The sequence below is a fragment of the Microbacterium sp. FW305-3-2-15-F-LB2 genome, assembly GCF_058787255.1.
On the sequence record NZ_JBYSZO010000001.1, the window covers coordinates 2,023,196 to 2,047,569 of the forward strand.

Annotated in this window: 20 protein-coding genes and 1 tRNA gene; 10 read left to right on the forward strand and 11 right to left on the reverse strand. The window is 62.5% G+C overall.

Annotation, left to right across the window (positions count from 1 at the left end):
- Positions 1-61 precede the first annotated feature (61 nt).
- On the reverse strand, positions 62-1,690 hold the full coding sequence (locus AC3WLZ_RS09860) for a S1C family serine protease (protein ID WP_492469902.1): 1,629 nt from the start codon (positions 1,688-1,690) through the stop codon (positions 62-64).
- Between the two features lie 195 nt (positions 1,691-1,885).
- On the opposite strand from AC3WLZ_RS09860, the gene AC3WLZ_RS09865 reads away from it, so the two are divergent.
- Entirely contained in the window at positions 1,886-3,091 is a 1,206-nt protein-coding gene (locus AC3WLZ_RS09865; RefSeq protein WP_492469903.1) for an aminotransferase class I/II-fold pyridoxal phosphate-dependent enzyme, read from the forward strand.
- 9 nt (positions 3,092-3,100) lie between these two features.
- Here AC3WLZ_RS09865 and AC3WLZ_RS09870 read toward each other — a convergent pair whose 3' ends face one another.
- Together AC3WLZ_RS09870 and AC3WLZ_RS09875 are read right to left on the reverse strand one after the other, a co-directional pair.
- A complete protein-coding gene (locus AC3WLZ_RS09870; protein ID WP_492469904.1) occupies positions 3,101-3,907 on the reverse strand; it encodes a carbon-nitrogen hydrolase family protein in 807 nt (268 codons plus the stop codon).
- The gene (locus AC3WLZ_RS09875; RefSeq protein WP_492469905.1) at positions 3,904-4,431 is read right to left on the reverse strand and encodes a DUF6328 family protein; all 528 of its coding nucleotides are present in this window, start codon (positions 4,429-4,431) and stop codon (positions 3,904-3,906) included. Before AC3WLZ_RS09875 ends, AC3WLZ_RS09870 begins: the two co-directional genes overlap by 4 nt.
- Before the next feature lie 84 nt (positions 4,432-4,515).
- Between AC3WLZ_RS09875 and AC3WLZ_RS09880 the strand changes: the two genes are divergently transcribed.
- Positions 4,516-4,589: transfer RNA gene (locus AC3WLZ_RS09880), tRNA-Met, on the forward strand.
- Positions 4,590-4,803: 214 nt separating this feature from the next.
- Here the strand turns inward: AC3WLZ_RS09880 and AC3WLZ_RS09885 are convergent.
- The 6 genes from AC3WLZ_RS09885 to AC3WLZ_RS09910 all read right to left on the reverse strand — a co-directional run bounded on the left by AC3WLZ_RS09885 (position 4,804) and on the right by AC3WLZ_RS09910 (position 10,998).
- A complete protein-coding gene (locus AC3WLZ_RS09885; protein WP_492469906.1) occupies positions 4,804-5,850 on the reverse strand; it encodes an acyltransferase family protein in 1,047 nt (348 codons plus the stop codon).
- A gap of 267 nt (positions 5,851-6,117) precedes the next feature.
- Positions 6,118-7,275, reverse strand: a complete 1,158-nt coding sequence (locus tag AC3WLZ_RS09890) for an acyltransferase family protein (RefSeq protein ID WP_492469907.1) — start codon at positions 7,273-7,275, stop codon at positions 6,118-6,120.
- Positions 7,276-7,353: 78 nt separating this feature from the next.
- Complete coding sequence (locus AC3WLZ_RS09895; RefSeq protein ID WP_492469908.1) at positions 7,354-7,680, reverse strand: Dabb family protein; 327 nt, start codon at positions 7,678-7,680, stop codon at positions 7,354-7,356.
- On the reverse strand, positions 7,681-8,664 hold the full coding sequence (locus AC3WLZ_RS09900) for a GDP-L-fucose synthase family protein (RefSeq protein WP_492469909.1): 984 nt from the start codon (positions 8,662-8,664) through the stop codon (positions 7,681-7,683).
- Complete coding sequence (gene gmd, locus AC3WLZ_RS09905; protein WP_492469910.1) at positions 8,661-9,710, reverse strand: GDP-mannose 4,6-dehydratase; 1,050 nt, start codon at positions 9,708-9,710, stop codon at positions 8,661-8,663. The genes AC3WLZ_RS09900 and gmd overlap by 4 nt, the downstream gene beginning before the upstream one ends.
- 31 nt (positions 9,711-9,741) lie before the next feature.
- A complete protein-coding gene (locus AC3WLZ_RS09910) occupies positions 9,742-10,998 on the reverse strand; it encodes a glycosyltransferase (protein WP_492469911.1) in 1,257 nt (418 codons plus the stop codon).
- Positions 10,999-11,051: 53 nt separating this feature from the next.
- On the opposite strand from AC3WLZ_RS09910, the gene AC3WLZ_RS09915 reads away from it, so the two are divergent.
- Genes AC3WLZ_RS09915 through AC3WLZ_RS09940 form a run of 6 tightly spaced genes read left to right on the forward strand, consistent with a single transcriptional unit; the run spans position 11,052 to position 18,269 of the window.
- On the forward strand, positions 11,052-11,630 hold the full coding sequence (locus tag AC3WLZ_RS09915; RefSeq protein ID WP_492469912.1) for an LbetaH domain-containing protein: 579 nt from the start codon (positions 11,052-11,054) through the stop codon (positions 11,628-11,630).
- A complete protein-coding gene (locus AC3WLZ_RS09920; protein ID WP_492469913.1) occupies positions 11,620-12,471 on the forward strand; it encodes a glycosyltransferase family 2 protein in 852 nt (283 codons plus the stop codon). The genes AC3WLZ_RS09915 and AC3WLZ_RS09920 overlap by 11 nt, the downstream gene beginning before the upstream one ends.
- Positions 12,471-14,804, forward strand: a complete 2,334-nt coding sequence (locus AC3WLZ_RS09925) for a glycosyltransferase family 4 protein (protein WP_492469914.1) — start codon at positions 12,471-12,473, stop codon at positions 14,802-14,804. The genes AC3WLZ_RS09920 and AC3WLZ_RS09925 overlap by 1 nt, the downstream gene beginning before the upstream one ends.
- On the forward strand, positions 14,801-15,994 hold the full coding sequence (locus AC3WLZ_RS09930; RefSeq protein ID WP_492469915.1) for a glycosyltransferase family 4 protein: 1,194 nt from the start codon (positions 14,801-14,803) through the stop codon (positions 15,992-15,994). Before AC3WLZ_RS09925 ends, AC3WLZ_RS09930 begins: the two co-directional genes overlap by 4 nt.
- Positions 15,991-16,998 (forward strand): glycosyltransferase family 4 protein, encoded by a 1,008-nt coding sequence (locus tag AC3WLZ_RS09935; protein ID WP_492469916.1) that lies wholly within the window; start codon positions 15,991-15,993, stop codon positions 16,996-16,998. The genes AC3WLZ_RS09930 and AC3WLZ_RS09935 overlap by 4 nt, the downstream gene beginning before the upstream one ends.
- 8 nt (positions 16,999-17,006) lie before the next feature.
- Entirely contained in the window at positions 17,007-18,269 is a 1,263-nt protein-coding gene (locus AC3WLZ_RS09940) for a polysaccharide biosynthesis protein (protein ID WP_492469917.1), read from the forward strand.
- Positions 18,270-18,278: 9 nt separating this feature from the next.
- On the opposite strand, the gene AC3WLZ_RS09945 is transcribed toward AC3WLZ_RS09940, so the two are convergent.
- Together AC3WLZ_RS09945 and AC3WLZ_RS09950 are read right to left on the reverse strand one after the other, a co-directional pair.
- The gene (locus AC3WLZ_RS09945) at positions 18,279-19,709 is read right to left on the reverse strand and encodes a hypothetical protein (protein WP_492469918.1); all 1,431 of its coding nucleotides are present in this window, start codon (positions 19,707-19,709) and stop codon (positions 18,279-18,281) included.
- A 223-nt stretch (positions 19,710-19,932) separates the two neighbouring features.
- Entirely contained in the window at positions 19,933-20,697 is a 765-nt protein-coding gene (locus AC3WLZ_RS09950) for a CPBP family intramembrane glutamic endopeptidase (RefSeq protein ID WP_492469919.1), read from the reverse strand.
- 215 nt (positions 20,698-20,912) lie between these two features.
- Between AC3WLZ_RS09950 and AC3WLZ_RS09955 the strand changes: the two genes are divergently transcribed.
- Together AC3WLZ_RS09955 and AC3WLZ_RS09960 are read left to right on the forward strand one after the other, a co-directional pair.
- A complete protein-coding gene (locus AC3WLZ_RS09955; RefSeq protein WP_492469920.1) occupies positions 20,913-22,397 on the forward strand; it encodes a tyrosine-protein kinase domain-containing protein in 1,485 nt (494 codons plus the stop codon).
- Between the two features lie 175 nt (positions 22,398-22,572).
- On the forward strand, positions 22,573-24,312 hold the full coding sequence (locus tag AC3WLZ_RS09960) for a DUF4012 domain-containing protein (protein ID WP_492469921.1): 1,740 nt from the start codon (positions 22,573-22,575) through the stop codon (positions 24,310-24,312).
- The last annotated feature ends 62 nt before the right edge of the window (positions 24,313-24,374 follow it).

Below are 24,374 nucleotides of genomic sequence, written 5' to 3' on the forward strand. Positions count from 1 at the left end.
GAGCCGGAAAGGAAAGACGCCGCCCCGCGAATGTCTCGCGGGGCGGCGTCTTCGTCGAATATCAGTTCTGCTGCATGGTTCCCAGCGTCACGTCGACGGTGCTCTCCTTACCGCCGCGGAGATACGTCACCTTCGCCTGCGAGCCGGCGGCGAGCGCGCGCACCTGGGCGGTGAGGTCCACGGAATTGGTGACCGGGATGCCATCGAACGCGGTGATGACGTCGCCCTTCTGCAGACCGCCGGCCTGGGCGGCGCCGCCCGCGGTCACGTCGGCGACGTAGGCGCCGGTCGTGGTCGCCCCCTGGACCGAGGCGGCATCCTGGACGCTCGCACCCAGCAACCCGTGGGTCGCGGACCCGTTGTCGATGATCTCCTGCGACACGCGCTTGGCGACGTCGGACGGGATGGAGAAGCCGACGCCGATGTTGCCGGACTGTCCGCCCGACGACGAAGCGCCGGGGGCGCTGGCGATCGCCACGTTGATTCCGATCAGCTTGCCCTCGTCGTCGACGAGTGCGCCGCCGGAGTTGCCCGGGTTGATGGCGGCATCCGTCTGGATGACGGCGATCTTGATCGTCTGGGTCGCCTGGCCGCTGCCCTGCTGACCCTGACCGAAGTCGAAGAAGAACGGGCTCTCGCCGCCCTGCTGACCGCCCTGGCCTTCCTGACCGGAGTCGGAGCCGTCGCTCGGCGCTGCCGAGGATGCGACCTGGATCGAGCGGTTGAGGGCACTGACGATGCCGGTGGTGACGGTGTTCGGAAGACCGAGCGGCGCGCCGATCGCGATCGTGTTGTCCCCGACGTTGAGCTTCGACGAATCGGCCCACTCGATGGGGGTGAGGTTCGACGCGTTCTCGAGCTTGATCACCGCGAGGTCGTACGTGGGATCGGTCCCCACGACCTTCGCCTTGAAGACTCGCCCATCGGAGGTCGTGACCGACAACGACGCGTCGCCGGTCTGTCCGTCGAGGGTCACGACGTGCGTGTTGGTCAGCACATAGCCGTCGTCGCTCAGGATGACGCCCGAACCGGTCCCGCCGGAGGAGCCGGCGCTGGCGCTGATCGTGACGACACTCGGAACCACCTTCGACGCGACGGCCGCGGTCGCATTGACGTCGCCGTGGTCGTTGACGGTGATGGCCGTGGGACCGGAAGCCGCAGCGCCGTCGGATCCGCCCCACAGCGCGAGACCCGCGTAGGTGCCGCCGAGACCCGCACCGCCGCCGACGAGTGCGGCCGCGACGAGGAGAGCGGCGATCTTCGTTCCCGAGCCCTTCTTCCGGGGCTTCGTGGCCTCGGACTCGGGCAGAGTCAGCGTGGGGTGGGTGCCGTAGGTCCCGCCCGCGGCGGGGCCGAACGCCTGCCCGGTCGGGGCGGTCGCACCGGTGGGCGCCGCGGCATACCCGTGTGCGTGCGGGGTCGGGTGCTGAGGCGTGCCGTAGTGCGGGGTGACGGGCTGCTGCGGGGTCGCGGGCGTCGGGCCCTGCGCGGGCGGCGGCCACGCGGCCGCAGCATCGGAGGGCGACCGGGTCGGCACCGGCGGCACCGCCGGCGCGGATTCGGTCGCGGGCGCTGCCGGCGCAGCGTCGGTGGGGGTCTCGTGCGACGTGGGGACCGCGCCCTGCGCGGCCGCGTCGATGGTGGGGCGGTGCTCGGTACCCTCGGGACGGTCGTCCGTGGTGTCGCTCATGGGGTGCTCCTTCTTCCAGGCGAGATCAACCATGACTCCCGATGCTGTGCGCTTCCTATGACGCGGTTGAGTCGCCTCTATCAGTGTTGAAGGAACGGAACGCACGGTCATCCGCGACCGCCGGCCGACGCCGCTCCGTTACGGTGAGAGGGTTTCGGCTCGGTGCATCGCACCCCTCTCCCCCGAAGGCCTCTCATGCACGACCTCCCCGGCGCCTGGCGCCGTACCGCCCTCGGCGCAGGGCTCATCGCCGCCGATGGAACGGCGGTGCCCACGATCTTCGCGGAGATGACCGCGCTCGCCGCCTCGACCGGCGCCCTCAACCTCGGGCAGGGATTCCCCGACGAAGACGGACCCGAGGCCGTTCTCGAAGCCGCCCGACGGGCGATCTCCGACGGCGTGAACCAGTACGCGCCGGGCCGCGGCTTCCCCGACCTTCTGCAGGCCATCGCCGAGCATCAGTCCCGGTTCTATGGGATCGAGCTCGATCCCGCGCGCGAGGTGCTCGTAACGGTGGGCGCGACCGAAGCACTGGCCGCGACCCTGCTCGCCCTCATCGACGGCCCCGACGACGAGGTCGTGGTGTTCGAGCCGTACTACGACTCGTACGCCGCGTGCGTCGCCCTCGCGGGCGCCCGGCTGGTGCCGGTCCCCCTGCGGTGGCCCGACTTCCAGCCCGACCTCGAGGTGCTGGCATCCGCAGTCTCCGACCGGACCCGCGTGATCCTCGTCAACGACCCGCACAACCCGACCGGCTCGGTGTTCACGCGGGAGGTGCTCGACGAGGTCATCCGGCTCGCAGACCGACACGACGCGATCATCGTCACCGACGAGGTGTACGAGCACCTCGTCTTCGATGGGCCGCACGTGCCGATCGCGACGCTCCCCGGCGCCGCTGAGCGCACAGTGTCGATCTCCTCGGCGGGTAAGACCTTCTCGCTCACCGGATGGAAGACGGGCTGGGTGACCGGTCCCGCTGAGCTGGTGTCGGCGGTCCTGGCGGTGAAGCAGTTTCTCACCTACGTCGGTGGGTCGCCGTTCCAGCCGGCGATCGCCACGGGCCTGCGGCTCCCCGATGCGTTCTTCGCCTCGGTCGCCGCGGAGATGAAGGCCAAGGCCGACCTGCTCGGCACGGGGCTCCGTTCCGCGGGCTTCGACGTCGGAACCCCGGGCGGGTCGTACTTCACGGTGGTGGATGCCGCCCCGCTCGGCGCGACGGACGCCGACGCGTTCTGCCGCGAACTCCCGTCGCGCGCGGGGGTGGTCGGCATCCCCCTCACCGCTTTCGCCTCGCCGGAGCACCGTGCCGACTACTCGACGCTCGTCCGGTTTGCGGCGTGCAAGCGCGTCGAGGTGCTGACGGACGCCGTGGAGCGGCTCTCGGCGCTGTCCCGGGCATGACCGCCGCGGTCAGCGCGGGGTGACGCGGAAGCGACGCAGCTCGAGAGCCGGGTTCACGCGCCGGACGCGGGCGATGGCGCCGGGGTCGATGTGCGCGACGGCGACGTCGGTCGCCGTCCCGATCGTGGCGAGGGCGACGCCCTGCGGATCGATGACCGCCGAGTGGCCGACACCGAGGGGCGGCGGGTGGTCGGCGCCGGCGATGAAGAACGTGTTCTCGATCGCGCGGGCCGTGAGGAGCGTCGTCCAGTGGTGCTCCTTGAGCGGGCCCCGCACCCACTCGGCCGGCACGAGCGCCACATCGACGCCCGCGTCCGCGAGGGTCCGCGATACCTCCGGGAAGCGCAGGTCGTAGCAGGTCATCAGGCCGAACCGCAGGTCGCCGACCTCGAACGTCTCGGGCGGGGAGATCTCGCCGGGGGCCACCCAGTCCGACTCCCGCTGCCCGAAGGCGTCGTACAGGTGCAGCTTGCGATACACGGCCTGGATGCCGGCTCCCCCGACGGCCACGACCGCGTTGCGGACCCGCCACCCGTCGTCTGCTCGCTCCACGAGGCCCGCGACCAGGATGACGTCGAGATCGGACGCCAGCGACTGGAGCCCGACCGTGAAGGGCCCGTCCAGGTCTTCGGCGTTCTCGGCGAGCGACGTATCGAACGGGTCGACGAAGTAGCTCGAATACTCGGGGAACACGACCACCCGAGCGCCGCGATCGGCGGCGGTGCGGGCGAGGTCGGCGATGGCATCCAGGTTGGTCTGCTTCGACGCGGTCGGAGCGAACTGCGCCACCGCCACACCCACGCTGTCGTGCGTCATCCGTGTCCTTTCTCGCCGGTGCGGCTCTCGCCACTGGCCCTGCGCAGGAGCGCGGGACCCACGATCCACAGTACGAGGATCACCACGGCGAGGACGACCACGGCGATCACGGCCGCGTCGAACCCGACCACGACATCGAACACGAACGCCACGACCCCGGTCAGAAGTACCGCCACCGCCGTGAGCGCGGCGATCAGCGCGCGATGTCCGAACCGCACCACGACCGGCTTCACGCCGCGGTGGAAGACGGCGCGATGCAGCGCGACCGGCGCGAGCGCGAGGATCGCCGTCAGCGCCGACAGCGCGACGAGCACCAGGTAGCCGGTGCGCTGGGGATCGCTGAGGTCGGCGAATGCCGGTTGGAAGGCGAGCGCCAGCAGGAATCCCGTGAGGATCTGCGTGCCGGTCTGGAGGACGCGGAGCTCTTGGAGGACGTCGGCCCAGTTGCGGTCGGCGCGCTGCGCCGCGCTCTCGGGACGTCCGTCCCGCAGGTCATCGCGGGGATCGTCGGTGGGGGTCAGCATCTCCGCATCCTGTCGCGTCGTGGGGGTCCGAATCAACGCCGATTCGACACGACCCGAAACCCATGCTAGGTTTATCTCTTGTGCCGCGGGGTGGAGCAGCTCGGTAGCTCGCTGGGCTCATAACCCAGAGGTCGCAGGTTCAAATCCTGTCCCCGCAACAAATGAAGGCCCCGAATCTCCGGATTCGGGGCCTCCGCCTTTTGCCAGGACCGGTCTGGGCGTTGGCTATGTCTCTCAGTCCCCCACCCACCAGTCGGCGAGTTCAGCCATGCGCTCCGCGGTGTTCCGGTGGGGCTCCGTCGTGCGCCACCTCTCGAACGCCGACCGATCCGCGAAGGTCCCGTCCTTCCCGGGCCAGATGCAGGATGACAATCAATGCCGTGGCGCGCGCGGCAAGACTCGGTCCGTACCCCGGTCCGCAACCCATGCGATCGCGATCGTCGCAGCTAGAGCCGGAATCGCCCACCACGATCTGTTTGCCTCCGTCTGAATGAGGATCGGATAGTGAACGACATAGAGACCATACGAAATACTTGCCACGGCCGCGGCTGCACCCGCGACACGCGCACTCATAGTAGCTAAGAGCCTGCGCAGTGGCGAAAGGAGGAGGACAAAGAGTCCGAGCACGACCAAGAAGTGCCGCAGCATCAGGAAGGGGAAATAGCCGAATCCACTGTATCCGTAGAGGAGAAGTCCTATAAATGCGGCGACGCAGATCGAAATCAGCCCTACTATCTCGGGGGTCGCGAATCTGAGCCGAAGTTCATCTCGAAGATACAGATGTGCGGCCATCGCGCCGACCCACCAGACCAAGAAGTAGGCAACCACAAGCGAAAAGTGATTCGGAAAAGCCAAATATGAGACGTATGCCAACACGGATACTAAGACCACCGACAATCGGGTCACGGTTTGCGAACGCCTCCATGCAAGCATGACCGCAGGAAAGACCAGGTAGAAGAATATCTCATACGACAAGGACCACAGTGGGTCGTTCCCGAGATACGGGTCAGTTACCACTCCCGGCTTCAGGAAGGAGATATCCTGCAACGCAAAAATCGTGCCTAGCGCCGATTCCCACGAGAACGGCGTGTGGATGAGCCCCGTCGACCACAGCACGGTCGAGACCAGCATGGCGATGATGAGCGGTGGATAGATGCGTCGGATTCGACGGACATAGTAGCCAGCGGGCCTGGCAACACGACCACGCTCATTCGCGAAGATGACGAAGCCGCTCAGCAGGAAGAACACCAGAACGGCCTCCTGCCCGAAGGAGAAAAATGCCCCTAGCGGTCCCGGAACTCTGATGGCGTGGTGTGCAACCACGTAGACAGCAGCTATGGCTCGACTCACGTCCAATCCCGCACGAACTCGTGGGGACAGTTTCTTCTGAAAAGAGGGAGTCTCGGATCTGACCGTCACGCCCGCACACTATCGTGAGCCGATGTCCGGTGTGTTACGTTCCACGGCCCCGGGGGCCCTCGAAAGGGGGTCGTGCATGGCTCAATGCTGCATTTCGGTTCAGGCTACCTCTGTAACTCGCCAAGCAGAGCACCCGGACCTCTACAACTCGCCCAGCAGAGGACCCGCTCCGTCAGGCCGGTTGCACGGATCAGTATCAGGGCGCCAGGAAAATGTGGAGCGCCGATTCGTGTGCACCCTGATCCGATGCAGGCTAAGAGCCTTCCGTCATGCCTGAACGTCACGCATCTCGCGTTGAATCGCCTTCTGGCGACTGTTGATGAATGGTCGTTCGAACACATAGAAGAATCCAATACACACCGAGACCGCAAGTGGCACGACGACGAAGGTCATCAGCAGCCATTGTGCGGCGATTGGAAGCTCTAGCGGGAGCAGTAGGAGGTTGCCCAGCGCGAGGAGGGGACTGTGGAGTAGGTAGACGCTGTATGAGACATAGCCGGCAAATTCGAATGGCCTGCTTCCCAACAACCTCGCGGCGGATGACGATCGGCCTTGGTTATGCGCCCGACCCATCATGCCGATGACGACGGCGGCGACGACTCCCGTGAGAGTCTCGGAGAACCATAGCCCCGAGACGTCGGGGCTCGCCAGGGCTGATGTTCCCGCCAGCAGTACGGCGATCCAGATCGCGGCAAGGATCGCTACCCAAGGCCTCACTCTTCTTCCGCGAGCGAACTCTGAAGAGGCCATCCCCATGGCGAACATCGCAAGCAACCAGGGGTGCGTGACCGTTCCGATGTCGAGAACCACAGGGGGTATCAAGGTAACGGTCAATATCACGCAGGCAAGGAGGATGGGATCAATCACCCTTCTCAGGGGGAGGAGCAGAATGGGCAGAAGGAAATATATCTGCCATTCTACCGCGATGCTCCACATCGGCCCGTTAATATTCACCGCCCAGGCGCCGGAGAAGTTCTGAACGAGAAGCAAATGCGCAATAACCGATGGCGTTGTTACGGGAATTTTGTTATCCCAGTCCGTTCCGCCTTCCACCTGGAGAATCGGAATGAAGAATATTAACCCTAGAGATACGGCCAAGGCGGCATAGTAGGGAGGGAGAATTCGACGGGCGCGACTACGAATATATCTGCGCACTCCGTTGCCGAAGCTGTAACGGAGCAAGAATCCCGAAAGGACAATGAAGACAGGAACGCCCAGGTATCCCCAGCCGACAATCGCCCCGATGACCGGAAGCTGCTTCTCGGACTCGTCCGAAAGCCCCGTGAAAAGAAACGCATGATACACAACCACGGCGAGACAAGCGATACCCCTGATGCCGTCCAGAAATGGGTACGCACTACCTGGGACGGGCAAAACGTCGACCACCGCTCCGGAAGGCTTGTTTGCTGAGCGAAACGGTGTCATTGATTCCACCCTCCAAAGCTGCGTTCTTCGACACACGAGGCACGCTCTCGAGGGCTAGAATCTTCGAGACAGATCAGATTACTCATCATGCTCTTTCGAGTCTGCGTCGAGTGCTGGCTGCTTCTCATCGTCCCATTCCCCGATCAGCCAGTCCGCGAGGCCGGCCATTCGGCTCGCCACGACACGGTGGTAAGCCGTCATTCGCCAAGTGTGGAACGCCGCTCGGTCGATGAAAGTACCGTCCTCGGCAATTACCCGTCCCTTACGTTCGTCAAGCGATCGGGCGATGACCCACGTGACGACGCCCGGTGAGTTGCCCAACGCGCGTAGTTCATCGATCGCCACAGACACGCTCTCTTCCGCGACATCGTCACGGACCCGGAACAGAACCACATGGCGGAACATCTATTGCCGCAGCGCCTCGACGTGGTCGCGATACCAAGCGACCGTGCGCTCCATCCCCTCTTCGAGCGAGATCTTCGCCGTCCAACCGGCCTCAGCGAGCTTGGACACGTCCAACAGCTTCTGCGGCGTTCCGTCCGGCTTAGAGGTGTCCCACTGCGTGTCACCCTCGTACCCCGTGACCCGCGCGATCGTCTCCGCGATCTCACGGATCGTGACATCGCTGCCCGTGCCGACATTGACCTGGTCCGGACCGTCGTAGTGCTCCATCAGGTGGAGAGAGGCGTCGGCCATGTCGTCGGCGTGCAGGAACTCACGTCGCGGCGTACCGGTCCCCCAGTTGGTGACGCTCGTCACCCCGGAGGTGGCCGCTTCGTCATAGCGGCGGATGAGCGCCGGCAGGACGTGCGACCCCCGGGGAGAGAAGTTGTCGTTCGGGCCATAGAGGTTGGTCGGCATCGCGCTGATCCACGGGAGACCGTACTGGCGCCGCACCGCCTGTGTCTGAAGGATGCCGGCGATCTTGGCGATCGCGTACGCGTCGTTCGTGGGCTCGAGATGACCCGTCAGGAGCGAGTCCTCGCGGATCGGCTGCTCGGCGAACTTCGGGTAAATGCACGACGAGCCGAGGAAAAGGACGCGTTCCACATCGTTGGCGAGGGCGGCATCCAGCACGTTCACCTGAATGCGCATGTTGTCGCTCAGAAAGTCGACCGGGTAGGTCGAGTTCGCCAGGATGCCACCGACCTTCGCCGCGGCAAGCACGACGTACTTCGGCTTGGTCTCCCCCATGTATGCGAAGACGGCGTCGCGGTCCTTGAGGTCGAGCTCGGCCGAGGTCTTTCCGACGATGTTCTCGAAGCCCGATGATTCGAGCTTGCGGACGATGGCGGAGCCGACGAGCCCCCGGTGGCCCGCGACATAGAACGTCGCGTCGCGGTCGAGCTCGTGGGGGGTGTAGTTGACCCCCTCGACAGCCGTGGTCACGCGCGCGCTCCGAGGAGTTCGGCGTTGCTCCACGTCGGCAGATTTACGGTGTCGATCCACTCGGGTCCCTGTTCAAGGGCCGTGACGTCGGCGTCAACCATGAGCCTGGCGAGCTCGTCGCCGCGAACGGACGGGACCCAGCCGAGCTTGTCGGCGGCTTTGGTCGGATCGCCGATCAACGCGTCGACCTCGGTCGGGCGCAGGTAGCGCTCGTCGAACTTGACGTATTCCATCCAGTCGAGGCCCACGTGACCGAATGAGGTCTCGAGGAAGTCCTTGATCGTGTACCCGACGCCGGTCGCCAGAACGAAGTCCTCGGGGGCGTCGGCCTGCAGCATGCGCCACATTCCCTCGACGTATTCGGCTGCATAGCCCCAGTCACGGATGGAGTCGAGATTGCCCAGGTACAGGTCCTTCTGCACGCCTGCTTTGATTCGAGCGACGGCACGCGTGATCTTGCGCGTCACGAACGTCTCCCCGCGCCGCGGAGACTCGTGATTGAAAAGAATGCCGTTGACCGCGAACATGTCGTAGGCCTCGCGGTAGTTCTTGGTGATCCAGTAGCTGTAAAGCTTCGCGGCGGCGTACGGAGAGCGCGGGTAGAACGGGGTCTCCTCGTTCTGTGGCGGCGGTGTCGCGCCATACAGTTCGGACGTCGACGCTTGGTAGTACTTCGTGTCGATTCCGGACAGGCGGACAGCTTCCAGGAGGCGAATGGTGCCGGTTCCCGTCGTGTCGGCCGTGTGTTCCGGCTCATCAAAGGAAACACGCACGTGCGACTGTGCCGCGAGGTTGTAGACCTCGTCGGGATCGATCTCACTCAGCAGAGTCACCATACGGGCGCCGTCCGACAAGTCGCCGTAGTGCAGAAAGAGCTTCGCGCTCGGGTCGTGCGGGTCGACATACAGGTGATCAATGCGATGGGTGTTGAACGTCGACGCGCGGCGGATGAGGCCATGCACCTCGTAACCCTTTGAGAGGAGAAGTTCCGCGAGGTAAGAGCCGTCTTGGCCCGTGATACCGGTGATGAGAGCGCGCTGGGTCAACGTTTCTGCCGTTCTTGATCGTGAGTTCGGGTCACACTGGATGCTTCTCGGCGACAGTGACGGTCAGATCCGCGAGAAGACTATCGAAACGATCGATCGCGAATGTTTCCTCTAGAACGGTCTCTTTGTAACGTTTTCCGTTCCGTCCGAGGCGTTCCGCTTCCACCGGGTCGAGGCCGATCTTTTTCGCTCCCGCGAGCAGAGCTGCCGGATCCCCCGCGGCGACGGTCACACCCGCTTCCGCGTTGTGAACTTCCTGCGCTGTGATCCCAGCTTCATCCGTGGCTGCCAGCACCGGCCGGCCTGCGGCGAAATACGACGTAAGTTTACTGGGCACGCACATTTCGGCGACCCCGGGCAATTCATTGACCAAGAGGACGTCGGCCGACTGCAAAACGTCGGCAAATGCTCGATCGTCCAGCGGAGGCAAGATCTCGGTCGTCGTCGGCTTGCTCTGCACCCGCTCGCTCAGCTCGTCCCTCTGAGCCCCGTTGCCGACGAGGACGAATCGGACGCGCTCGCTGTTCGCGTGGGCAAGCTGCCCGGCGTCCACGACGTGGTGCAACCCTTGCTTGACGCCCATGTTGCCCGTATGCACGACAACGATCTCCTCGTCGCTCCACCCATAGGAAGCTCGCACTGCCGCCACGTCCGCGAACGGGAGCTCACCAAGATGGGTCCAGTTGCGGATGACGGCAATACGATCACGAGGCACGCCCAGGTCCTCGTGGATACGGTTCGCGAACCGATCGTGGATCACGACGACCATGGATGCCGAGCGAAGAAGCCAGCGCTCCACAGACCGGATAGCACGTGCCGCCAGACCCTGCCCTTGGCCTGTCTCCGACATCCCCAAGCCGTACAAATCTTGCACCCACACCACGAAGGGCGTGCCCGAATTTGTCAGGTAGGCACGTAGTCGCACGAGCGCAGATGAGAGCAGCGCCGGGGATACCGTCACGATCGACGTCGGGTTTCCCCAGCGCGCGCACACCTGACGGATACCGAAAAACACCTCCGAGAAGGCGCGAGGAAGCGGTGCAGGTCGGCCCGGGACCCAGTGCCAGACCCGCCTCACATCGACACCATCGATGTTTTCGCGCCGCGACCACTGCTCGTAACCTGAGGAAATCTTCCACTCTGGATAATGGGGGTGCGCCACGACAGCCCGGACGTGGTGGCCCCGACGCGCCAGCCCCGCGGCCATGGCGCTCGTGTAGGGCGCGATTCCCGTAGTCTCCGGGGCATAGTTGATCCCGAAGAAGAGGGGTCGTGACACTTGCTGCACGATCCAGACGATACAGCCCCAACGATTACAAATTAGTTACGAGAAGGGACGCCGTGAGCGACATCCCCGTGATCGACCTCTCCAAGGCACCAGGCGAAAAGGCAGCGTGGGATCGACCCGCGTGGAACGTGTATCTTTGGGCGATCTGCGAGCTGCTTTTCGTCACAAATCCCTGGCAGATCAGCTCGAGTCTGCGCGTCCGTGTACTTCGCGCGTTCGGAGCGAGCATCGGACGCCAGGTCGTCTTTCGACCCCGCACGCGAGTCAAGTTTCCCTGGAAATTGACGATCGGAGATCGCTCGTGGATAGGTGAAGGGGTCTGGATTCATAATCAGGACACGCTGAGCATCGGCCACGATGTTGTGATCTCGCAAGAAACATTTCTCACAACCGGTAGCCACCGCCTTCGGCGCGACATGGCGCTGGTGACTCGACCGATCGTCATCGAGCCGGGCGCTTGGGTGACGAGCAGATGCGTGGTGCTTGGGGGCAGCCACGTAGGGCGCTCCGCCATCTTGAGACCGATGACATTATTGGACGGCAAGACTGTCGGCGCGGGTGAAGTCTGGGGAGGGAACCCCGGCTCCCTAGTGGGGACGCGCTATGAGGGAGAATCGACGAGTGAATACTAAAATTCCTATCTCCGCGCTGATCCAGACAAAAAACGAGGAGCTTGGAATTGAAGCGTGCGTGCGCGCCCTGAGCGATTTCGCAGAGGTGATAGTCGTCGACTCCTGCAGCACCGACCGAACAGTCGAGATCGCTAAACGCGCTGGCGCCCGAGTGGTAAATTTTGAGTGGAATGGACGCTATCCGAAGAAGAAGCAGTGGCAACTGGAGCATGTGAACACCCAGTTCGACTGGATCTTCTTCGTGGATGCGGATGAGTCCCCCCAACCCGAACTGGTGTCGGAGCTGCGCGCGCTTTTCGCAAAAGGCGCGGGGCCCAACCTGGCGGCCCTCGATATCGACCTTGACTACGTTTTTTCCAGACGCGTTCTACGGCATGGCCACCGGGTAACGAAGCGGTGCATTGTTCACAAACGACGCGTTCGGTTCCCTGAAATGGACGACCTCGAGGCGCCCGGCATGGGCGAGCTTGAGGGCCATTACCAGCCGGAGGTAGATGGCAATGTTCTACAGATGACGGGGCGAATTCTCCACAACGACGTGGATCCAGTCGAGACGTGGTTCGCCCGCCACAACAAGTATTCCAGCTGGGAGGCCCATCTGAGGGCCAACAAGTCGCTCAGGAGCGAGATCGCACGCAGGCGAACGTCAAAGGGACGCACCTTCGACCGTGTTCCCTTCAAGCCCCTACTCTTCTTCATCTATGCGTACATCGTGCGACTTGGTTTTCTCGATGGCCGCGCCGGCTTCGATTATGCTTTCGCATTGAGTTCTTACTACTGGCAAATTGGCCTGAAATATCGAGAGTTGCGAAAGACGCACGTCGCTGCGAAGAAGGCATAGTGAAAATACTGCAAGTCGTCAATACCCTGGACGCCACGGACGGCGGGCCCGCTCGAAATTCCTTCGAAGTAAATCAGGCGCTCAATAATCTACCGGATTTGAGCGCTCTGATCTGGGCCGTGCACGGGGTCCATTTAGGATCCACCGTCGATGCAGACGAACGTGCCGGCCGATCAGTCGGTGTTCCATACCCGGTTTTTGCGGGGCGTGCCAGCCGCTTCCTAAGCGAGATACGCGCGTGCGACGTTGTCGTCATACACGGGTTCTACCTTTGGTGGGTGCCGCTGGTGATCTTGGCTGCGAATCTTTTGAAGAAGCCCTTCGTGATCATGCCCCACGGAGCAATCTCACCCTACGAAATGCGCAAGTCATCCATTCGGAAGCGGATATTTGATGAAGCCGCAAGGCTCGCCGGCGTCCGCGGGGCGCGCTTCGCGGTGGGGTCAGAATCTGAACGTACGGACGTTCTCCGCCGGAGAAGCGACGCAAACGTAGCGGTCGTGGGCGTAGGAACCGCGCTGCCCGGAGGCACACTTCAAGAGCGACCACGCCGCACCCACCTTCTGCTTCTGTCTGTCTGCCGAATCGCCTCGAAGAAGCGCATTGACTTGTCGATCGACGCGCTCGCCTGCACCTTGAAGCTCGGCATTCCCGCCACGTTGACCATCGCGGGTGACGGAAGCCCGGAGCTGAAGGCAGAACTGTTCGCACAGGCTGAACGACTGGGCGTCGCCGACGCCGTGAACTTCGTCGGTCACGTAGATGCGGAGGAGAAAGCGTCTCTGTTTCGCGAGGCCGATGTCTTCCTGCTCCCGAGCGAAGACGAAAACTTCGGGATTAGCGTAGCGGAGGCCCTGAGCTACGGAACTCCGGCGATTGTGAGTGATCGAGTTGCGGCAGCCCACGAAGTCCACGGTGACGCCATCCAGATGCTTGCGGATCCCAGTGGGGAGTCGATGGCTACGGCGATCGTCGCCTGGGCAGACCCCAGCGCTCTGGCGGCGGCCCGCGCCAGGGCATGGGCCGAGGCGCGACGAGTATTCGACTGGGCAGCCGTGGCGCAAAGATGGCTCGAAGTTCTGCAGGCGGCACACGGCCGAGGCGAGAACGCCCCGGCCGGAACGATCATCTACGTGAGTACCAGTTATCCGTCATACTCTGAGACCTTTGTCTCTGCCGAAATGGAACACCTTCGCAGCGTTGGATGGAATGTGCTGTCGTACTCGCTCCGAAAGCCCCCGGCTGAACTCGATCACGCGGTTCCCTATGTCGTGCGACCCGCAGGCCGCCTACTCCTTTCCCCGTGGATTCTTCTCGGGCTCGCAATGCGTTTCACACGCTGGCGAAACCTCCCCCGCCTCCGTAACACTCGATCCATCCGCTCTGCACTGCGCGGGGTCTTCCTCGATGCTCATGCCGCTCGACTCTCGCGTGCGATTGCGAGCATCGGCACGGAGGTGACCGGTGTACACGCCCACTTCTTCGCTCAGCCCGCGGAAGTGGCCGCAAGGGCGGCGGGAAGACTTCCTGTCGTCGTCACCGTTCATGCGGCGGACGCGTCGGTAGAGCCCTCAGTCGAGAATCTGCGCTTCATTCGTAGAATCACTGGCTTTCGTTTCGCGAGCCACGCTGTGGAGCGCACGTTCCAGACGGTGGGCGTTCCGACCCGATCAATCGTGTTGCCGTGCGTCGCATCCCTTCCTCCCGAAAGGAAGTCCCTCTCGGCGAAGGATAGTGTCGTACGCGTCATCACCGTCGCACGCCTCGTGACGACCAAGGGTTATCGCCGGATGATGGGTGTGCTCGAGAAAGCCTCGGAACGTGGGCGAGTCGAGTGGACCATTGTCGGTGACGGCCCCCTTCGGGAAGAGATCGAGAGGTGGATCAGCCGTCATGAGAGCCCGCGGCTCCACGTCCGGCTGATGGGCGCCCAACCTCACGCAGAAACCCTTAGCCTGCTATCGAACGCAGACGTCTTTCTTCTGCTGCCCGAGGAGACAGGCGACAGCATCACGAAAGGTGACGGTCTCCCCGTCGCCCTCATGGAGGCAATGGCGTCTGGCGTACCCATCGTGAGTTCGTCCGCAGGCGGTATAACCGAACTAGTGAGGCCGGGCGTCACCGGAATCGTCGTCGGACCCACCGACGATAAGACGGTGATCGAATCAGTCTGGGCTGCAAACAGAACAGCAGCTTCTGCACGTATCGTTGACGCGGGGCGTGACCTCGTCGCGAAGAGCTTCAGTCCCGAATCTACTACCGCGGTTTTGAGCGAGTGGCTCCACGAAACGTTGGAGTCGCCCAAGGCCCCGGTCATTCGGAGCCATGAATGATGGCGAATTCGCCGTCCGCGATATATGCCACGAACGTCCGGCATTATCAGCATGTCTTGCAAGGGCTGACGCAACGCTGGGACTCCGTAGGCTTTCTTGGCCCGAGTGAATTCAGCCCAACTGCATTACAACGCCTGAAAAAAATCATCCCTGCTCGAGTGGCGAGTATTCTTGCCCGTCGAGAAGGTCCTGCACTGCCTGACGACGTGGTGCGCCTGGGGATGCTGCACGTCGCGAATCTTCCCTCTGTCCTCAGTCGCCTGACGGGTCGTTCCGCCACCCCCGCCGAGATTCGTACGATCCATCGATTCCAGGCGGGACAGGTCGCGCGCGCTGGCCGTGGGGCCGCGTTCTTACAGACAGTCGAGGGCCTTGGTTACATGGCCATCAGAGAGAACGCGGCTCAACTCACTGTGGTCGAGAGACGAAATCTGCACCACGCTGTATTCGAGGAAACCCTTGATACCCATCTCGATTTCCCGTTCCGGACCAAGCTCGACCCGTTACGCGATATATTGGAGGAAGAGTATCAAGGTGCGGATCGGATCGTTGTGTACTCCGAGGTCGCGAAAGCTTCCTTCGTCGAAAGAGGATATTCCGCAGACCGCATCTGGGTATCTCCCTTACCCGTCGTAGCAAGTCCCCCGCTAGGGGGTCATAATTCACGACGCGATCCATTCCAGTTGCTCTATGTCGGCAGGCTGGACGCCTACAAGGGGATCGATGTAGCCGTGGCAGCGGTTCAATCGCTGGGCAGCCCGTTCAAGCTGGTGGTCGCTGGGCCCGGAGGTGAGGCCGAGCGCGCCTGGCTGGAGCAGCAGGACCAGGTTGAGTATCGCGGGGTATTGCCTCGTCACGAACTCGCGGATCTCTTTAGATCCTCGGCCGCTCTCCTCGCCCCATCTATCGAGTCGTTCGGCCTGGCGGTCCTGGAAGCGACAGTGGCGGGCACGCCAGTCTTAGTCCGAGAAACGACCGGAGTTGTCGACTATCTGCCGCCGGGCAGTTTTCGGGTCGTGCCTTCGAGGGATTCCGAGCGGTGGGCTCACGCCATCGCACAAGGATTCGAAAGCCTCGGCGGCGCCTGGGCGGCAGAAAATGCCAAGATCTTGGCTTTCGCTTCCGCCGTCTCAAACCAGACCTCACTGATCGATGAGCTCATCAGCTCGGACGAGGAAGGCGAAAAATGAGGATCCTACTCGCTTCTCACAAGTTCTCCCCCGACGTGGGCGGCATCGAGACGATGAGTGAGCTATTGGCGAACTACTTCACGGAACACGGTCACGACGTCACCGTTGTGACGCATACGGGCCAGGACGATGGAATTGAGCGGGAGTTCAACGTCCTCAGGAAGCCATCTCCCATGTCCCTCTGGATAGCATCGAGGTCGTCTGACGTGGTGTTCCACAACAACATCTGCCTGCAGTTCGCCTGGCCTCAACTCTTCCTACACAAACCGTGGGTGATAGCGGTGCGAACATGGATTTCTAGGAACTCCGGTCGGGTGGGCATCAGAGACCGCATCAAATTGGCGGTCCTCCGGAGAGCCAAAGTAATTGCCATCAGTCACGAAGTCGCCCGCCACCTTCCCGTCCTGGACCCGATCGTCATTCCTAACGGGTACCGAGATGCGATGTTCACGGCCGCGGGACGACACGATCGTGACCCGAGAAAGCTCATTTTTGTTGGAAGGCTGGTCGAGTCGAAGGGTGTGCAAGTACTCCTCGAAGCAATGAGCGACCTCCCCCAAGACGTAACTCTCGAAATCGTTGGCTCAGGACCGTACGATTCAATCCTTCAGCGCATCGTCGAACTCAAGAACCTAACGAACCGCGTGGTGTTCCTGGGCGAACTGAAGGGAGCCAGTTTAGTGAATGCCTTGCGCCGCCGCGGGACTCTTGTCGTACCGTCCCTCTGGAATGAGCCGTTTGGAATTGTGGCACTAGAAGGCATGGCATCTGGATGCTGGGTTGTAGCGTCCGAGGGCGGCGGCCTTTCGGAGGCCGTCGGCCCTGCTGGCCTGACGTTCCCGAATGGCGACGCACGTGCGCTTGCGTCGAGACTGCGGCTGCTCATCGAGGATCGAAGCCTACGCGAGCGACTCGCCGAGAATGCCAAGACCCACCTGGCGGCTCATACCACTCGAGCCATGGCTGATCGCTATCTCCACGTCATCGAAGCGCCCACAGGTTAGTAGTCCTCTTGATCTGGAAATCTCGCTTCGCGAAACTCTCTAGGTTCTTCTCGGCGCAGATCCTCGTCCAGGGCGTCGGCTTTGTTGTCGGCATTCTGCTGGTTCGCGCAATGACAAAAGAAGAATTCGCTCTCTATTCGATATGCGTCTCGGTCACCGCCGCGGGCGTTGCCCTGTCGGAAGGTGGAGTAACTGGTGTTCTGATGTCCGAAGGTCCAAACTTCGGTGTACGACGCGCGCGATTCGCGACACTGCTACATGGCGCCGTCCGCTTCCGACGGATCATCGCCGTATTCATGCTCGCACCCTCGAGTGTTCTTCTATTCATCATGCTCGCACGGAACGGTGCCACACCACTACTGGCGATCTGGAGCATAGTCATCGTGGTACTCACGATGTGGTTCTCGCTGGAGCGAGGATTGCTTCAGGTTCCGCTCCGGCTCGACGCACAGTACGTTCGAATTCAGTACGCTTCGCTGCTCGCCGCTTGCCTTCGTCTTGTGCTCGTTGGCGTCCTATTCGCCACGCAGTCGGTCGGCGTTTGGGAGGCACTTTCCGTCGTCGCTGTCTCCACAATATTGGAGATCTGGGTCCTTCGGCGCTCCCTCCGTTCTCTCCCCGCAGCAAATCCACACCAGCGACTGCAGAGCGTAGTGAAGTCTCGGCTCATGCTCGCCTTAGGGCGCACCATGCCGGCGACGATCACAGCCGTTCTGCAGGGACAGGCATTTCTTCTCATACTGTCCTTCTCTAGTTCCACCGAGGTCATAGCTGAGCTCTCCGCGCTGGCCAGGTTTTCCGTTGTATACGTCGTCTTCAACGCCTTCTTCCTCGACGTCATCTCGGGGAGATTCGCACGCGCCACCTCAGCACGCAGACACCTCGCACGCGGGGTCACGTCAGCCCTGCTCGGCTACTTGGGCATTGTTGCCATCGTGGTCGCGGCAATGAGCGTATTTTCAGTGCCAGTTCTGGCCGTTCTCGGCCCGGACTACTCAGGTCTCGAGATCGAACTTGTCATTGTCAGCCTGGGTTCCGGTCTGATCGCACTTGGCAACGCATGGCGGAACCTCAACTTCGCGCGGAACTGGGTACGCGGATCCTGGCTCTTCGTCCCTTCCACGATGGTGTGGGTACTGATCGGGATATTCGCACTCGATCTCAGCAACATATATGCGGCGGCGTGGTGGATGGCGGCTCAAGCGTGCGCGGCGCTGGTCACTCAGTGCTACTGCACATACTTGGGGATACGTGAGGCCGCACCGCGTTGACAGTGAGCCTCATCGGTGCCGTCGGCGGAGCCCACTGGCGTCTCGCCCCCCAACCCTCGAGCCGACACGCCCCTCACCTGAACCGGATGTCGACAGCACATGCCACCGCGTCTCGAGGTACGCGCTTATAGCGATCGACGCAGCGAGGGCGAAGAATCCCTGCGATGTCGGTTGCGTGGTCATGCCGCCGACGACGAGCGAGTACGCAACGAGCGCACCCGTCGTCGCCACAATCGGCGAGGCGGTTCGCGCTCGTGCGACCAGCCAATAGAGGACGGCTGCAGCAAGCAGGAACCGAGCGAAGATGATTGCGTAACCGACAAGTCCTAACTCGGCGACGAGCCTCGTGTTCTCGTCCTCGATCCACATCGCGCCGGACCCGAGCCGGATTCCGGCATTGCCGTGCACACCTATCCCATCGCCGAACACCGAACTCGAGTACTGAATGAAACCAAAAGCGGAGTCGGATATTCGTTCGTCCACCGAACCAGCGTCCGAGGCTGTCGATATTCGAACCTGAAAGGCGCGCAATATCAAGGGGAAAGCCACCGAAGCCACCACGAAGGTCATCGCCACAATCGCAAGCAGGCTCACGCTCGCGCGACGCATCTGTGACGATGCGAAGAGACTTGCCAACCACCCGACAGCGACAACGCCCGCATATACCAATGCACCCCGGGAGCCACTCAAGGCGATGATCATGACGCTCGACACGAGCCCTACGTAGACAAGCGGGAGCTTGATACTTATACGTCCGACTGCCGCAACGCCCACCGCGAACAGAACTGCAACGTATGACGTCAGTCCGATCGGTGAGGAGAACGTACCGCTCGCGCGGACGACTCCGAAGGCCGTCGTGAATGACGCTCCATCATCTCCGAGCTGCTTGTTGATCGCGGCAGTCGCGGGGCTCGAAGCCTGCAGAGCGGCGAGCACGGCCTCAACCGGCGCGAACGCCATGATCACGATCGCGATATTTCGCCAGACCAGCGGGGGGCGATAGCGAATGACAATGTAGATGGGCAGTAGTGGCGCAAGGACGTTTCGAACTCCAATCGCGGAGACGAGCGTCGGTATATCCAGGACCAGAGACTGGTAGAGAGCAACTATAGCCGTGTAAGTGCACACCCCCCAGAAGGCAACACCGATCTGGCGACGCACTGCCATGGGTGCGATCAAAGCGGCGAGCACGAGCGCACCTAGCAGTAGACCGTCGCGGAGAACGTAGAATACGTTCTCCATACCCGGTACCCACTTACGCACTGCACCCTCAACGATCCAAAGCACCGCGTAGAGAGTGAGCGCGGTGGACAGGATGCGGTCGCGGCGAGCCTGCAGGGCACCCGATTCAGCGAGTCCGAGCCGCGCCGATGAGTTCGTCCTGGATCTCCGTGGCGCACGGCGGTTCAGAATCGCGGCGGGTCCTCGTCCGTCGGCCATCACAGCACCATCGTTGCGCGCAGGATAAGGACCGCCGAACTACGCGGGCGACCCACCTGCTGCCCACACTTCTCAAAAGCGACGAGGCCCGATATCGCGATGTTCGGAACCCTTCTAAGCAACTTGGTGCGCATCGACCCGACTCTCTTCCGTACGGCGCCTGCGGCCGGGCTCAACTCTGGTTTGAAACCCGATGTCAGACAAGCAGCGGCGTAGAGCGAACTCATCGAAGTATCGTCCCGATCATCGCAATCGCCAAGAATGTCACGTTGTACATGACGTGGCAGAACAGCGCGCCCCATATCCGCCCAGTCAACAGTACGAGCGCCGCACATGTCACCCCCACCACCAGGAGTTGAACCGCCCCCTGCAGGCTTGGAGGCGCGAAGACAGCGTGGAAGAGGACGAAAGACCCGGCCGAAGCGAGCGATGCGGAGACCCCGGCCGCCAGTGGACCCCACCGCAGTCGGCCGAGTTGGTAGACGCTCACAAGAATGAGTCCGCGAAAGAAGAGCTCTTCGACGGTCGGCCCGATCAACCCCGTGGGTAGCGAATATGTAAACCACCACAGCGGGGTTAGGGTCCCGTCCGGTTCGAAGAGGGTGGGGAAAGGTCCGGCGTTGGCGCCACTAGTGAGGCCTTGTACCAGCCGGAGCAGCAAACCCACGACCGCGCCGAGTAGCAAGTCGTAAGGTCTGAACCTGAGAAGCCCGTTCGGTGAAGCTCGTCGGAATGCGAAGAATAGCCCGGCAACGAGCACGCTCCACAACGAGAGCGTGGAGGCCACCTCCGCCCATGGTTGAGTAACACCATTCAGGAGCGACGAACCTATGATCCCCAAGCCCACCAGGGCCAGCTCCACAGCGGCCCTGCGCCCGGTCCATCCGAAACTCGCCTCCCTCGCGAGCCGCCAGTCAGATCCTCGCAAGGATCGCCGAGGGTAGGCACTCGAGTCGGACAGCACCGACGAGCTGAGATTCTCAGTCACCGGCCAAACCTAACCCTCCTACTCGGTCTGATGCGGCTCGGACGCACCACGGCCCGCGTCCATCTCGCCTCGCCTCCCGCCCGAGACGCCGACCCGATTCGACAGGCCGCGGCCCACAGCCCACGATTACCAGCCGGAAACAAACGGTGTGGCACACTGAGGACGATTCTTTGAACACGGCCCGTCAGGTTGAGAGGGCGTCCCCGAAAGGCACCATGGAGCTCACTGACTACATCCGCACGTTCCTGAAGAATTGGCTCCTCATCGCCGTCATGATACTCGTGGGGTTTGGAATCGCCGCGGCGTACACGTTCACACGCACCCCCACATATCAGGCGACAAGCACCGTCTTCGTCTCGACGCAGGGGGGCAGCTCGACCGCTGAGTTGCAGCAGGGGTCCAGCTTCACTCAAGCTCGTATCAACACTTACGTCGGTCTGGTTACGACTCCAGTCGTCCTTGAGCCGGTCATCGTTGATCTCGACCTTTCTGAGTCGGCGGAAGCCTTAGCGAGCCGCGTCACGGCCTCGGCTGCGGTCAACTCGACACTGATAACGATTTCAGTGAGCGACACCGACGCCTCTCGATCCGCCGCGATCGCCAATGGCATCGCGACGAGTCTCTCTAGTGCCGTGCCGAGGCTTGAGCCCGAAGCAGACGACGGGACGAGTCCGGTCCGGCTGAGTACGGTGCGCGAGGCGCAACCGGCAATGCAACCGAGTAGCCCCAACATCCCCGTCAACCTTGGGATCGGTGCTCTGCTCGGTCTCATCGTGGGTGTCGCAACAGCTTTACTGCGGCAAGTACTCGACAATCGTGTGCGAACCCCCCACGACGCGGAGCGGATCACCGAAGCGCCTGGCATCGGCGCGATACCGTACGACCCCAAAGCGACCGAGCGACCACTCATCGTCCATGACGACCCCTTGAGCCCGCGCGCTGAGTCTTTCCGAGCGCTTCGAACGAACCTGCAGTTCCTGGACATGGGGGGCCGTTCCAGCTTCGTCATCACAAGCTCAGTTGTGAGTGAGGGAAAGTCGACAACGGCTGTCAACTTGGCGATTGCGCTCGCGGACGCGGGGGGTCGAGTGGCGCTGCTGGACGCGGATCTCAGGAAGCCGAAGGTCTCTGAATACCTGGGCATCGAAGGAGCTGCGGGGCTCACAGATGTACTCATCGGCCGTGCAAGTGTGACCGATGTGATGCTGCCCTGGGGCGGGCGGAGTCTGTATGTGCTTCCGGCCGGGAAGATTCCGCCGAATCCGAGCGAATTGCTGGGTTCCCAGCGAATGACATCGTTGATCCAAGAACTGGAGAATGAGTTCGACATCGTGCTCTGCGATGCTCCAGCGTTGCTGCCCGTGACTGATGCCGCGATCCTTGCCCGCGCGACTAGTGGCGCGCTGATGGTGGTGGCGGCCGGCCGCACGACCCGACACCAGCTGGGCCTGTCCACGGACGCGCTGAACACCGTGGGCGCGAAACTGGCTGGTTTTGTTCTCTCCATGGTGCCCACGCGTGGACCCGATTCGTACTACGCCGCGTATGGATACGGGTACGGATACCGACTGGAGACGCCAGAGAAGGCCACGAAGAGTAGGAAGCGGAATCGGAAGCAGGGCTCGTCCACCCGACGGATGGCTCAGGGGGCGGCGCAGGACGATTCCATGTATTCCCGGCGCGCTCACCGCGGGTCGTGAACCCGATCACGATGGTCCTTGGAACGCTTCTGAGACGGAAAAGCGCACTAGTTTCGTCTAGCGGTCCGCTGGCAGGCCTACTGCCACGTCTGCGCGAGCCGACATGAGGAGATCTTCAAGGCCATCGGTCGCGACAGGCGTACCACGAGCGTTCAGATGGGCGATCGCATCGATCTTGTTCTTCCTCCTGTTCCTTTGCGCATGGGTAGGCATTCGGGGTTTTCTAGCGTTCCAACATCTTGCCCATGTACAGGCCGGGGCAACCGACAGCATCTCGAGCCTTGTAGCAGATCCCTCCAGCGCTGAGCCGGTGCTCAGCGGCCTCGCTTCGGATGCTGCGAGTGCTCGCGAACTCACATCTGATCCGCTTTGGCGTCTGGCCGAGCGCGCACCGTGGTTCGGGCCTCAGCTGGAGGCGTTCGGAACGGTCGCAGCTTCATCGGACGAACTCCTACAGGGCTCTGTGCTTCCGTTAATGAGAGCAGCTGAGGGGGTCTCACTTGACGTGGTGAGACCCTCAGAGGGGCGCATCGACACGTCATCCCTTCCTCTGTTAGTCGCTCCCGCTCGAGAATCAGCAGCCAGAGCCCAAGCCGCGGCGAAGTCGATCGACAAGATCGACCGGACACCGCTGCTGGGCGCGGTCGCGGAGGCCGTCGATCAAGTCGCGACCGTACTGGACACAACGGCCCGTTCAATGGATGCGCTCTATCGCGCGTCGCAGTTGATGCCTGGCATGCTCGGCGCAGACGGCGAACGGAACTATCTAATTCTCGTGCAGAACAACGCCGAGTGGCGTTCGCTTGGGGGCATCACGGGGGTTGCTGTGCTCGTACGCACCGATCGAGGCGCGATTTCATTGGTGAGCGCAGAATCAGCGACATCCCTGGGCAGAGGGTTCACGGGCCCGCTGGGGTCGATCCCTGAAGAAGCGCAGGCGATCTACGAGACCAAGCCGACTCGCTATTTTCACAATCTCACCCAGATTCCGGACTTCACGATCGACGGGCCGCTCGCTCGCGACATGTACGAGGCCAAGACCGGCACTCGAGTCGACGGCGTGATTGCAACAGACCCCGTAACGCTCTCGTACCTTCTCAGCGCCACGGGCCCGGTGAGACTGCCGAGCGGGGAGCAACTTACAGCCACCAATGCGGTCCAGCTGCTCCTGAGTGACGTCTATGAGAGGTACCCAGAGCCAGAGGCGCAGGACGCATTCTTCGCGAGCGCAACCGAAGCAGTGTTCGAGACACTGCTCAAGGGTCAGGGATCCACGTCAAGTCTCTTCAGCGCGCTCTACAGAGCGGGCGAGGAACGTCGCACATACATCTGGAGCGGCATCAGTAGCGAGCAAGCGATCCTCGACAGCACCACGATCGCCGGTCATCTGCCCCGTACTGACGCGGACACGGCGAGGTTCGCCACATTCCTCAATGACGGTGCCGGTTCGAAGATGAGCTACTACGTCAAGCCAGACGTTTCTCTCGTTTGGAGTTCCTGTGCGGCACAGGGCGCCGGCAAGCGGCAACTCATGTTGGACGTCAGGCTCACGAGCGTTGCACCGGAGGATGCAGCGACGTCACTTCCGGCATATGTGACCGGCGGGGGAGCTCATGGCGTCGCCCCCGGCGTCGCAAAGGTGATCGGCAACGTCTACCTACCCGAGGGGCTGCGTCTGGTTTCGGCCACCAATAGCGGAGGTACTGGCTTTTCGGAGGCAACATTCGAGGGGAGGCAGGTGTTGACATTCGGTGCTGCTCTTGCCCCTCAGTCATCGAGCCACGTCACCGTCGTCGTCGAGGCCACCTCGTCGATGTCCGAAGCAGAGGCACTCGTCACACCGACTGCCGATGCCTCACTCGAGCCGATCGTTCTAGCTTCTTGCCCAAGCGCAGCAGGCATGGCCGTTCGGTGACGGTCGCCGACATTGCCACCGCAATTGTTGCGCGGAATTTACACAACATGCATCGAACGGAT

Excerpts from the sequence above, each read along its gene's own strand:
- AC3WLZ_RS09870 (WP_492469904.1), bottom strand. The coding sequence starts at position 3,907 with ATGACGCACGACAGCGTGGGTGTGGCGGTGGCGCAGTTCGCTCCGACC.
- AC3WLZ_RS09865 (WP_492469903.1), top strand. The coding sequence starts at position 1,886 with ATGCACGACCTCCCCGGCGCCTGGCGCCGTACCGCCCTCGGCGCAGGG.
- AC3WLZ_RS09860 (WP_492469902.1), bottom strand. The coding sequence starts at position 1,690 with ATGAGCGACACCACGGACGACCGTCCCGAGGGTACCGAGCACCGCCCC.
- AC3WLZ_RS09935 (WP_492469916.1), top strand. The coding sequence starts at position 15,991 with ATGAGGATCCTACTCGCTTCTCACAAGTTCTCCCCCGACGTGGGCGGC.
- AC3WLZ_RS09875 (WP_492469905.1), bottom strand. The coding sequence starts at position 4,431 with ATGCTGACCCCCACCGACGATCCCCGCGATGACCTGCGGGACGGACGT.
- AC3WLZ_RS09945 (WP_492469918.1), bottom strand. The coding sequence starts at position 19,709 with ATGGCCGACGGACGAGGACCCGCCGCGATTCTGAACCGCCGTGCGCCA.
- AC3WLZ_RS09930 (WP_492469915.1), top strand. The coding sequence starts at position 14,801 with ATGATGGCGAATTCGCCGTCCGCGATATATGCCACGAACGTCCGGCAT.
- AC3WLZ_RS09895 (WP_492469908.1), bottom strand. The coding sequence starts at position 7,680 with ATGTTCCGCCATGTGGTTCTGTTCCGGGTCCGTGACGATGTCGCGGAA.
- AC3WLZ_RS09955 (WP_492469920.1), top strand. The coding sequence starts at position 20,913 with ATGGAGCTCACTGACTACATCCGCACGTTCCTGAAGAATTGGCTCCTC.
- AC3WLZ_RS09890 (WP_492469907.1), bottom strand. The coding sequence starts at position 7,275 with ATGACACCGTTTCGCTCAGCAAACAAGCCTTCCGGAGCGGTGGTCGAC.